General features: G+C 71.1%; 9 protein-coding genes. 3 read left to right on the top strand and 6 right to left on the bottom strand.

Translation table 11 applies throughout. The features are described 5' to 3' along the window. Positions 1-360 (bottom strand): hypothetical protein (locus AB0J09_RS41090; protein ID WP_360703477.1); only part of this gene is annotated, 360 nt, incomplete at its 3' end. Positions 361-821: 461 nt separating this feature from the next. Between AB0J09_RS41090 and AB0J09_RS41085 the strand changes: the two genes are divergently transcribed. Then, positions 822-1,010, top strand: coding sequence for a hypothetical protein (locus AB0J09_RS41085; protein WP_360703474.1), 189 nt, complete (start codon positions 822-824; stop codon positions 1,008-1,010). 66 nt (positions 1,011-1,076) lie between these two features. Here the strand turns inward: AB0J09_RS41085 and AB0J09_RS41080 are convergent, their stop codons facing one another. Further along, positions 1,077-2,510, bottom strand: coding sequence for a vanadium-dependent haloperoxidase (locus AB0J09_RS41080; protein WP_360703471.1), 1,434 nt, complete (start codon positions 2,508-2,510; stop codon positions 1,077-1,079). A 236-nt stretch (positions 2,511-2,746) separates the two neighbouring features. On the opposite strand from AB0J09_RS41080, the gene AB0J09_RS41075 reads away from it, so the two are divergent. After that, positions 2,747-5,074, top strand: a complete 2,328-nt coding sequence (locus AB0J09_RS41075; RefSeq protein WP_360703468.1) for a glycoside hydrolase family 3 N-terminal domain-containing protein — start codon at positions 2,747-2,749, stop codon at positions 5,072-5,074. A 53-nt stretch (positions 5,075-5,127) separates the two neighbouring features. Here the strand turns inward: AB0J09_RS41075 and AB0J09_RS41070 are convergent, their stop codons facing one another. The 4 genes from AB0J09_RS41070 to AB0J09_RS41055 form a co-directional block, all read right to left on the bottom strand. Continuing rightward, a complete protein-coding gene (locus AB0J09_RS41070; protein WP_360703465.1) occupies positions 5,128-6,135 on the bottom strand; it encodes an endonuclease/exonuclease/phosphatase family protein in 1,008 nt (335 codons plus the stop codon). Positions 6,136-6,212: 77 nt separating this feature from the next. After that, a complete protein-coding gene (locus tag AB0J09_RS41065; protein ID WP_360703463.1) occupies positions 6,213-7,007 on the bottom strand; it encodes an SAM-dependent methyltransferase in 795 nt (264 codons plus the stop codon). Between the two features lie 66 nt (positions 7,008-7,073). Continuing rightward, positions 7,074-8,951 (bottom strand): M6 family metalloprotease domain-containing protein, encoded by a 1,878-nt coding sequence (locus AB0J09_RS41060; RefSeq protein WP_360703460.1) that lies wholly within the window; start codon positions 8,949-8,951, stop codon positions 7,074-7,076. Between the two features lie 81 nt (positions 8,952-9,032). After that, on the bottom strand, positions 9,033-9,782 hold the full coding sequence (locus AB0J09_RS41055) for a SpoIIE family protein phosphatase (RefSeq protein ID WP_360703457.1): 750 nt from the start codon (positions 9,780-9,782) through the stop codon (positions 9,033-9,035). 305 nt (positions 9,783-10,087) lie between these two features. Here AB0J09_RS41055 and AB0J09_RS41050 point away from each other — a divergent pair. Then, positions 10,088-10,990 (top strand): hypothetical protein (locus AB0J09_RS41050; protein ID WP_360703455.1); only part of this gene is annotated, 903 nt, incomplete at its 3' end.

Raw genomic sequence — 10,990 nt, 5'->3', positions numbered from 1 at the left:
GCCGGGGCCGAACGCCTGCTCCAGATCCCTGATCAGGTTGTCGGGGGGAGTGTCGCGCAGCGCGCTGATCTGGGCCTGCACGGAGACGTCCTGGCCGACGGGGGTGCGCGGCACGAGGCTGTCGGGTGCGACGGAGTAGCCGGGAGCGGCCAGCGGGCGCACGGCCTCGTGGCCGAGCGGGCCGACCCGCGAGGCGATCGCCCGCCGCCAGAGTTCCGGCAGGCCCCGGCGGCGGTCGGCGAGGGCGTCGGCGATCATGGCAAGGACGGTCAGATTGGGCGAGATGGAGACGTACAGCTGGGGTGTGGAGCGCACGCGCAGCTCGCTCCACACCTTGGTGCTTGTGACTTGAGCCCCCACAGGTAAGGACTGTAGACAGACAGGACATCGCCGGAGGAATGCTTCAACTATGCTCGAACCATCCATTGGGGATGATCTTCTGGCTACGTGATGCGGATGCTCCGGATTTTGTGGACGCGCGTCTGCCGCCTTGGGATCAAGTTCATGACATGTCCTCTATGTGGTGCTGTTCTCTGGTTTATGCGTAACTTACGGCCCTCCACTAACTTTTCACTTAAAAGGTTCTTACAGCCCCTTGATCACCACTGGACCCTCATGTCACTGCGTCCACACGACGCTGCGCGGGGCGGGGCGTCAATCTTGCATCTGAGGTCAAGAGATCGACCCCCGCGAGTGGGTTTTTCCACCCGGACCAGTGGCCGGTGCCCCGGCCGGGATGGAAGGCTTCCCGCAGCCGCCCCGGTCATCCTGCGAAGGGGGCAGGGGCGGATACCTCCGCAGTGCACTGGAAGGAGTGCGGCATGACTCAAGACGCGGGCCGCGTCGCGGCCAAGCGGATCAACGACCACGTGGAGGTCATCCACGTGGACAACCCCGACAAGGTGCTGGAGGTCCCGCGCCGCGACTGGGAGGCGTTCACCGCGGCGGTCAAGTCGGGTGCGTTCGACCTTGAGACGCTCCACCGGGAGGCCGAGGAAAGCGCGGCCTGACCTTCTCCGCTGCACGAAAGGCGCCCGCTCTCAGCGCAGTGGAGCGGGCGCCTCTGCGTGGGAAGATCAGCCGCGGCCCGTCCAGTACGCCTTGGCGCGATCCCACGCCGCCGTGCCGACCGCCCGTCCCAGGGCACGGCCCTGCAGGTCACCCGGGCGGAAGTGGATGCCGCCGTACCGACGTGACATCCCGGCCTCGTCGGCGGCCTCCGTGAACGTGGGCCAGCGCAACGTCACGTCCTGCGCCGGCGTCACCCCGGGCTCCACCTGCGACGAACCCTTCGCGATCACTGCTTGCTCGCCGAACGTGTCGGAGCCGGTGAAGCGCTTGAGCACCTCGGCCGCCGCCGCGCTGAACGTGCTGTGCCCCGAGACGTACTCGGCGAACGGCGGCGTCGGGAACGTCGGCGCCTGATAAGGAACCCACGAGGCCCCGTCGATCGTCCGGCCGCCCCAGGTGGGGATCTGCTTCCCCCGGTACAGGAAGCGGATCGCGGTGATCGGGCGGGCCGAGTCGTGGTCGCGCTTGACCTCCCACGAGGCGATCCCGGCGTCCATGACCGAGTTGGCCAGCGCGAAGAACATCTTCGCATCCTGGTCGAGGCTGTGCTGGTCGCGCGCCGAGATCCGCTGCGCGAACAGGCACCAGTGCCCGGGCGGCGTCTCGCTGTTGGGGCCGTCGGCCCAGTATTCGGCGATCGCCTTCTGCCGGTCGGTCAGCGAGGCTGTGCCGGAGACGATTTCGGCGGCCTGCTTGCTGAAGCCGGACGAGGGATAGGCGTACGGCGCGGGCACACTGTCGGCGAGGTCGCGGGCGGCGCCGCTGAAGGAGGCCACACGACCCCAGTGCGGGGCGAGGAACGGCGGTGTGACCAGCGCACCTGCCCGGTTGACATATGTGAGTGGCGCCCACCGGCCGGGCTCGGCGAGGGAGGTCAGTGGATCGGAGACCACTACAGGCGCGTTGACCGGCGCGTACCCGGTGGTGTCCGCGTAGCCGCCGAACTGGTTGGAGCCGTCGGCGTGCCGGTGGTCGAGCACCGCCTGGCACGCGGTCACGCCCGTCTGGGCCGGGCGGCTCGATGGGTCGGCCGGGTCGTAGCCCAGCTCGGCCATCAGCGCGTCGAACGCGGCTCGCTGCGCCGGATAGAGATCGACCGCGGCGAGGTGGGCGGCGAAGCTGATGGCCTCGGCCTTGCCGGCCTCGGTGCGCTCCGGCGCGGGCCGCCGCAGCGAGCCCCCCAGCCGGGTGCCGACGGCCACCGGGTCGTAGGCGGCCCAGGCATCGTAGGCGCAGGTCTGCACGATCGCCAGCGCCCTGGCCGCCTGCGGCGGCCCCAGCGTGCCGCCGCGCACCGCCGCCAGCAGCGCCTCGTTCCACCTGACGACCACGTTGGGGCTCGTCGCCTGCGCGGGTAAGGCGGGCAGGACCAGGGCGGTCGCGCTCATCAAGGCGAGCGCGACCGCGTGGGACGAACGTAAGACCTTGAGAAAGGGCATGGCATGGCTCCTCGTGTCGGCAGGCCCCCGGTGGGTCCGGGCAGGGACGTGACGATTCCATGTGCGAACATATTTTCGAACTGTCCTCGCGGTGATAGTCGCCTTCCCCGTGCGGCTCGATATCTCCGAAAGTTTCGGAATTATCCCGAAATATTCTTGACGGCTTTTGAGAGCGGCATTTAGAGTCCGAATCCGATGATCTGAATGAGCTTGCGAAAGTTTCACAAGGGGGCGCCATGACATCAGTGAACGCGCCGGGCCTCGCGCCCTGGCGGGACAGCGCACGGACGATCGACGAACGCGTGGAATCCCTCCTGGCGGAGATGACGCTGGAGGAGAAGGTCGCGCAGCTCGGGTCCGTCTGGCTCCAGGACGGCGGGGAGGGCAACGTGGCGCCCCTGCAGGACCGGTTCAAGCCCGCGGAGACGCTGGACGAGCAGCTGAGCCACGGGCTGGGCCACCTCACCCGCGTCTACGGCACCGCGCCGCTGTCATCCGCCGAGGGCGCGGCCCGTTTGCGCGAGCTTCAGGAGCGGGTGGTGGCGTCGAACCGCCTGGGCATCCCGGCGATCGCGCATGAGGAGTGCTTGACGGGATTCGCCACGTTCGGGGCGACGGCGTATCCGACGCCGCTGGCGTGGGCGGCGACCTTCGACCCTGAGCTGGTCGAGCGGATGGCGTCGGCGATCGGCGCGGACCTGCGGGCGGCGGGGGTGCATCAGGGGTTGTCGCCGGTGCTGGACGTGGTGCGGGACTATCGGTGGGGGCGGGTGGAGGAGACCCTCGGTGAGGATCCGCACCTGGTGGGCCGGCTGGGCGCGGCCTACGTACGCGGCCTGGAGGGGGCCGGGGTCATGGCCACGTTGAAGCACTTCGCCGGGTACGCGGCCTCCCGCGCCGCCCGCAACCACGCCCCGGTCAGCATCGGGCCGCGCGAACTGGCCGACGTGATCCTGCCGCCGTTCGAGATCGCGCTGCGCGAGGGCGGCGCCCGCTCGGTCATGTGCTCCTACACCGACCTCGACGGCGTCCCCGTCGGAGCCAGCGCCGACCTGCTGCGGCGGCTGCTGCGCGACGAGTGGGGGTTCGAGGGGACCGTGACGTCCGACTACTGGTCCATCCCGTTCCTGGCCTCCATGCACCAGGTGGCCGAGGACGCCGCGGAAGCCGGCGCGGTGGCGCTGCGCGCGGGCGTCGACGTGGAGCTGCCCGAGACGATCTCGTACGGCGCGCACCTGGTCGCCGGCGTCCGCGCGGGCCGGGTGGCCGAGGCGGTGGTCGACGAGTCGGTACGCCGGGTCCTGCGCCAGAAGATCGAGCTCGGCCTGCTGGACGGCGGCCCGCTCGTCCCGGAGGGCCCGGACGGCGTCGATCTGGACAGTCCGCGCAACCGCCGGATCGCCTCCGAGATCGCGGCACGGTCCATCGTGCTCCTGAGCAACCCCGACGGCCTGCTGCCCATCGGCCCCGGCACGACCGCCCGGCTGGCGATCATCGGCCCGTGCGCCGACGACCCGCGTACTCTGATGGGCTGCTACGCCTTCCCCAACCACGTGCTCGACCGTTACCCGGAGCACGGCATGGGGCTGCCGGTCGCGTCCGTAAGGGAGAGCGTCGAGGCCGAGTTCCCCTACGCCGAGGTGCGGTATGAGAAGGGGGCCGACGTGGCGGGCGGCGACGGGTCGGGCATCGCCCGGGCCGCCGAGGCCGCGGCCGAGGCGGACCTGGCGCTCGTGTTCGTCGGTGACCGGGCCGGGCTGTTCGGCGGCGGCACGTCGGGCGAGGGGTGCGACGCGCCCGACCTGCGGTTGCCCGGCCTCCAGCCGGACCTGGTGGAGGCGGTCCTGGCGACCGGCACCCCCACCGTCCTGGTCGTCGTGTCCGGCAGGCCGTACGCGCTCGGCGCGTACAAGGACCGGGTCGCCGCCGCGGTCCAGGCGTTCTTCCCCGGCGTGGAGGGCGGGGCCGCGCTGGCGGGCGTGCTGAGCGGCCGGGTGAACCCGTCGGGCCGCCTGCCCGTGCAGGTCCCCGGCACGCCCTTCGTCAATCCGTCCACCTACCTGCAACCGCCGCTCGGCGGCAAGACCGACGGCATCACGGTGCTCGACCCCACCCCGGCGTACGCGTTCGGGCACGGGCTGTCGTACTCCGCCATCGAGTACGCGGCCTTGGCGACGGACCGGGCCGAATGCCCCACCAGCGGCTCGATCGAGGCCCGGGTGACGGTCCGCAACGCCGGGGCCAGGCCCGCCGAGGAGGTGGTGCAGCTCTACGCCTCCGACCCGGTCGCGCAGGTCGCCAGGCCGGTCGTCCAGCTCATCGGGTTCGCCAGGGTGGCGCTGAAGCCGGGGGAGGAGCGCGTCGTGGCGTTCGACGTGCCCGCGGACGCCTTCTCTTACACCGGGCTCGGCCTGCGCCGCATCGTCGAGCCGGGAACGATCGTGCTCGCCGCCGGGCCGTCGGCGGCAGAGCTGTCGTTGCGCGCGGACATCCGGCTCACCGGCGAGACCGTCGCCCTCGGCGCCAGGCACCGACTCACCACCGAGAAGACGCTGGGACATTGATCCGGGGCGGGATTCCCGTGAGGTCGCGCGACCTCGGCGGGACGGGCTGGGGGCTAGGGGAGGCGTAGCTCGGCGAACACGCCGCGGTGGTCGGTCCTGGGCACGTCCACGATCTCGACCCGCCGCACGGCCACGCGCCGGTCCGCCAGGACGTGGTCGATGGAGATGATGGGCGGGATCGCCCGGAGGTTCGGCCAGGTCGGGGTCAGGCCCTTGCCCGCCTGGTCGGCCGCGTCCACGTAGCCGCGGTCGAGCAGGTCGCGGAAGGCGCGATGGTCGAGGCCGGCGTTGAAGTCGCCGGCCAGCACCCGGACGGTGGCAGGCGACGGTGAGGGGAGCGCGCGCAGGGCGGCGTTCCACTCCGCCTCCATGCGGCCGAGCGGCGGGTTGGGGTGGACGGCCACGAACTCGACCTTGCCGCCGCCGGGCAAGGTGACGGTGGCGGCGGGCATGTTGTGGCCGATCGGTGTGAACAGGCCCGTCAGCTCCGTCACCGGGTGTCTGGCGAAGATGCCGCTGCCGGTCGCGCCGAAGTCGGCCTGCAGCACGCGGTACGGCATGAGCTGCTTCAACCCGGCCGCGTCCAAACGCTCGGCCTCCGCCGGGGTGAGCTCCAGGGCGCTGAACACCTCGACGTCGAACCTGCGTACCAGGTCGACCACGGTCTGAGCGTCGCCCCGGCCGAACAGGTTGATCGCCAGGACCCGCAGCGGCGCGCCGCTCGCGGGCGGCTGCTCGGAGCCGAAGGCCCGCGGCGTCACGATCGACACCATCACCGCGCAGACGAGCGCGGCGGCCAGCGCGGCCGGGCGGTTGCGCCTGAGCAGCGACAGGATCGCGGTCAGCGCCGCGAGGCCCGCCCCGATGGGGGTCACGGTCATGAGCTGGGTCAGGAACGAGCCGGTCTCCAGGCCGCCGGCCCTGATGATGGCCCAGAGGGCCAGCAGCGTGACGACGGTCCAGGCCGGCCATGGCCTGCGACGCTTCCGCGGGGCCGCTGGATCGGCCGCGGCGGGCCGCCCCGCCTCGACCGTCGCGTTCGCCCCGCCCTGTTGATCCACGGCTTGAACCTTAGACCGCCGTGGAGAACGTCGCGCCGCGCCCTCAGCGGGCTCTCAGCGTTCGCACGGCTGAGGGGTCAGTGCTTGCGGCCGACCCCGGCGTACATCCAGGTCGCGGGGTCGTCGGCGAAGAGCGGCGTGTCACGCCAGTCGGGGGCCGCCACGAGCCCGGGCTCGATCAGGTCGAACCCGTCGAAGTAACGCGCGATCTGCTCGCCCGTCCTGGGCGTCCTGTGCATCGCCTGGTGGCTTGCGGCCGCCAGGTAGGTGCCAGCGGTCTCCTTGGGCACGAAGTCCAGCGTCAGGTGGCTCAGAACGAGGTAGCTGCCCGAGGGCACGGCCGCGGCGAACGTCTTGACCAGCCCGGCCGGGTCGTCATCGTCGGGGATGTGCATGAGGATCGCGACCATCATCAGCGCGATCGGCTGCGTGAAGTCGAGCGTGGCCAGCACGTCGGGGTGCTCGAGGATGCTCCGCGGGTCGCGCACGTCGGCCTCGATGTAGGCCGTCCTGCCCTCCGGCGTGCTGTTCAGCAGCGCCCTGGCGTGCGACATCACGATGGGGTCGTTGTCGACGTACACCACGCGGGCGTCCGGCGCCTCCGCCTGCGCGACCTGGTGCGTGTTGCCCTGACTCGGGATGCCCGTGCCGAGGTCGAGGAACTGCCGGATGCCGAGCTGGGTGAGGTGGCGCACGGCCCGGCCGAGGAAGGCCCGGTTGTTCCTGGCGCTCTCGCGCACACCCGGCACCGCCGCCATGGTCTGCTCGGCCACTTTGCGATCCGCCTCGAAATTGTCCTTGCCGCCCAGCCAGTAGTCGTAGACGCGGGCCGAATGGGGGACGTTGGGGTTGATGCCGTGAGGAGCGGTCACGATCACGATCTTATGACATCCGGTCGAGCGCGCGTCAGATGGCCGTGACGCGCGCTCGAGGTGCGGTCAGGTGCCCGTGACGATGTCCAGCCGCCAGGCGCTCAGGATCCCGGCCGTGGCGTGCGACGGGGAGAGGTCGCTCACCCGCAGCGTCCACCCGCCTCCCGCCGGCTGTCCCACCAGCGGCGTCACGGCCGACGGCGGCTCGGTGGCGTACTCCAGCAGCTTCGAGGTGTCCAGGGCTGCCATGTGCGACAGGACGATGCGCCGGCCGGTCGGCGAGTGCAGCACGATCCGCAGGTCCTCGGGGTGGTTGTGGTCGAGGTCGATGAGGACCTTCAGCGTCCGTACGGTCCCTTCGGCCTCGATCGTGATCGTGTCGGCCACGCCGTGCGGATCGCTGTCGGGGATGCGCAGCGCCGGGCGCGACACCGAGCTGAACGCGGCGCCGTTCACCCCCACCGGGCCCGCCTTGAAGCGGATGGTCTGGCCGGGGTCGCTGATCGCCGACAGGGTCAGCCCCGACTCGGCTCCGCTCCACAGCAGGCTGGCGGGCACGGTCGAGTGTGACAGCGCCGTGCCGTCCACCCGGCCGTACAGGTCGCGGCTGTCGCCCATGTTGAGGTTGTTCTCCAGGTCGAGGTGGCCGTCGGCCTGCAGCAGCGCGATCTGGTAGTGGTGCAGCGGCGTCCCGTCCTGCAGCTCGTTGGTGCCGCGGGTGTCGCAGTGGTACACGGCCAGGCCGCCGGCCGGCAGCTGCAGGTCAAGGCCGAGCTTGGAGCGGTTCTCCACCAGGAAGTACTCCTCGTCCGTCCCGGTTGAGTAGCGGAACGCCCTGCGGTAGTCGCCGTGCTCGGCCTGGAACACGCCGCCCCGGCTGAGGTCCACCTTCTCGGGACACCAACCGGCGAGGTCGCGCAGGTAGGCGCAGACGGCCGCGGGCGTCTTGCCGCCGTTCAGGTGGTTGCCGGCGCTCATCAGGCAGTACAGGCCGAGGCCCGAGCTGGCGAAGTCGTCGCCGTCGCGCTGGCCGTAGTCGTACAGGTCGGGGAAGCGGCACAGGAGATGGCCCGTCTCGTGGCAGAACGTGCCGATCGTGAGCTGCTCGGGGCCCTCGCCCATGCTCGTCACCAGGTAGAAGTGGGTGCGCATGTCGCCGAACTCCAGCTCGATGACGCTGTTGTGCGGCCACAGCACGCTGTCCTTGATGTACTGCGTCTTGCCGGCGTACATGACGATCAGGGCGTCCACGACCTTCTGGCCGAGCGAGTCGTACCGGGTGAGGTCGACGCCCGAGTCGACGGCCGCCTGCAGCGCCTCCGGGACCAGCACGTCGTGGTTGTCGGGGTTGGCGTAGAAGGTGATGTCGTGGCTCATCCTGAACGGGCCCACGACGTCGTTGGTGAAGTCCAGCAGGCCGCTCGACATGGTCTTGTAGTACTCGTTGACCGAGCACGCGTTGCCGTTCTCGTGATAGCCGGGGGCGTTGAGCAGCGCGTCCACCTGCGCCGGGGCCACCGTCGTGGCCTGGTCGGGGAAGTCGACGAGGATGGTCAGGCCGCGTACGGTGCCGACGCTGAGCCTGCGGCCCTCCAGCAGCCCGCCCCTCGGCCCGAACGTCAGCGCTGAGTCCTCCGCCGCCTCGGCCGAGAGCGTGCCGGGCCTGCGCCGCCGGTGCGCCTCGGCCATGACCGGACCCGACTCGCGCAGGTGGCGAGGCACGCCGCCGGGCGCGTCGTGGGAGTCGGCCCTGACCCCGGTGGACTGGAACCGCCCGTCCTTGAGGTCGGCGTAGCAGTAGCCGCCGGCGGAGGCGTCGTAGACGGCGGTGTAGCCGTCGAGGGTCTCGTAGCGGGCGTAGTGCTCGTCGCCGAACACGACGAGCCGCACCTCATCGCCCTCGGCCTGGGTGAAGCTCAGCGTCTCTCCGAATATGGCGCTCATCCGAGCCCTCCGGTGTCCAGTGTGGGAGATTTACTCCGATCGTCACCGAGGGCAGGTGGACCCGCCTGAGTACACCCGTACTCAAGCCGTGACGTAGTCGGCGATGATCACTGTGGCGTCGTCCTTGGGCTCGGCCGCGGCCATCTCGTCGTACAGCCGGTCCAGGCATGCGCCAGGTGACGCGCCGCAGCTGAACAGCTCCTTCATGCGCGCCGCGCCGAGCGCCCTGATCGCGCCGTCCGAGACGATGACGACGCGGTCGCCGGGCCGGAGCGGAGCGGCGCCGACCTCGGGGTTGAGCGCGGACGGCAGGCCGAGCCCGCGCAGCAGCGGGCCGTCGTCGAAGGAGTGCGACGTCGTGAGCGGCTGCGGCTCTCCGCCCTTCGCGCAGTGCCAGATCGCGCCGTTGCCGACATGTGCGAACCGCAGGCACGGGCTCTCACCGGGATCGAGGACGACCACGTCCAGGGTGCTGACCAGGTCGTGCGCCGAGCCGCTCCGCAGGGTCGCGGTGCGCACGGCGCGGTGCGCGATCTGCGCGCACTCGTCGAGGTCCTCCTGGTACTGCGGCCTGGCGGCGACCACCGCGCCCAGCGCCAGGGCCGCGGCCGTGTGGGCCGGCTCGCCGCCCGCACCGTGGGCCGCCGCGACCAGCCGCTCCTGGATGACGTACGCATCCGACGGCCGGCCGCGCGAGCCCGTGTACGTGCCGCCCGCCGCCACCAGGCGCGGCCGTGCGACCGGCATGCCGGACGGCCAGTTCCCCTGCCGGCCGCGGACCGTCATCACCGACAGACAGCCGGCCAGGATGGAGATCACCAGGAAGGTCATGAGGTCCCCTCTCGTCGCATCGTCGCGACCCGCAGCCAGTACACGCTCATGTGAGGAGACGCGGCTGACGGCTGATCGGCCGTCGTAGCGGATGACGGCCGATCAGCCGTCATGCCAGCGAGGCGCATGGCGGTCACGGTGCGATGAGGCGGTGAACGCCGCGAGGAGTGCCGGACGGAGGAAACGACCATGCGCCACATGTCTCCACCTGCCTCCGCAAAAGGGCTGTATTCACAACGTGCTCACTCATACCGGATGCGTTATTGTGAAGCCCGTCTTGTGCTCTCATCACGAGCAGGCGGCCCATGTCTCACTCCGGCTCCACGAGATACGACTCGGCGGCCAGGCACATGGAGCGGACCATCGCCCGCACCTGTGCGGGGGCGCGGGGCGTGGTGGGCCTCGTGGCGGTCGGGGCCGCGATCCTCGCCGCCGTACCGCCGGTGTCCGCGGCGTGGCTGGCGCCCTCGCTGGCGATCGACCTCGTGTGGACCGGGCTTTTCCTGCGCGTGGCCCGGCGCAGGGAGCGGATTCCCGCCTGGCTCGTGGCGGGTGACGCGGCCATCACGGTCACGCTCTGCCTCGCACAGCGCCATCTCGTCGCGGGGGCGGCGCTCGACGGGGGATCCAGCTGGATCGCGGGGCTGGTCACGATGACCATCGTCGTCTCGGGAGTCGCGTGGCGGCCTTGGGCGGCGGTGCCCGCCGGACTGGTCGTGGCGGTGGCGTACCTGACCGGGATGCGGCTGGCCTCCCCGTACCAGGATGTGGCCGGGACGCTGGGGATCCACCTCGTGCAGATCCTCGCCATCGCGGTGCTGATGACGCTGCTGCGCCGCTCCGCCGCCTCGGCGGACGCGTTCCTGCGGGACAGCGCCCGCGCCGAGATCGCGCTCATCGTCGACCGGCTGCGGCGCGAGGACGAGCTGCGCCAGGTCGGCAGCGTCCACGAGACGTCGCTGCACACGCTGACGATGGTCGGGCTGGGCACGTACGAGCGGCCCTCGCGCACGCTGCGCCGCCAGGCGGCGGCCGACCTGGCGGCGCTGGAGAAGCTGCGCGACAGGCCACGCGCCCGGTACGCGCCCATCGCCCTGGACGCCCTGCTCGACGAGGTGGCGGGGCGGGCGCCACGACGTAAGGTCATTCGGCAGCGGAGAACAAGGATTGGCTACCGTCTCGGTGTCACAAAACGGCGCGGCCCGGCG

It is taken from the genome of Nonomuraea sp. NPDC049784 (assembly GCF_040659615.1).
Taxonomy (GTDB): domain Bacteria; phylum Actinomycetota; class Actinomycetes; order Streptosporangiales; family Streptosporangiaceae; genus Nonomuraea.
This window is presented reverse-complemented; position numbering and strand designations above follow the sequence as displayed.

What these genes read in the sequence shown, in the direction of transcription:
- AB0J09_RS41060 (WP_360703460.1), bottom strand. Translation starts at nt 8,951, where the DNA reads ATGAGCGCCATATTCGGAGAGACGCTGAGCTTCACCCAGGCCGAGGGC.
- AB0J09_RS41080 (WP_360703471.1), bottom strand. Translation starts at nt 2,510, where the DNA reads ATGCCCTTTCTCAAGGTCTTACGTTCGTCCCACGCGGTCGCGCTCGCC.
- AB0J09_RS41075 (WP_360703468.1), top strand. Translation starts at nt 2,747, where the DNA reads ATGACATCAGTGAACGCGCCGGGCCTCGCGCCCTGGCGGGACAGCGCA.
- AB0J09_RS41085 (WP_360703474.1), top strand. Translation starts at nt 822, where the DNA reads ATGACTCAAGACGCGGGCCGCGTCGCGGCCAAGCGGATCAACGACCAC.
- AB0J09_RS41055 (WP_360703457.1), bottom strand. Translation starts at nt 9,782, where the DNA reads ATGACCTTCCTGGTGATCTCCATCCTGGCCGGCTGTCTGTCGGTGATG.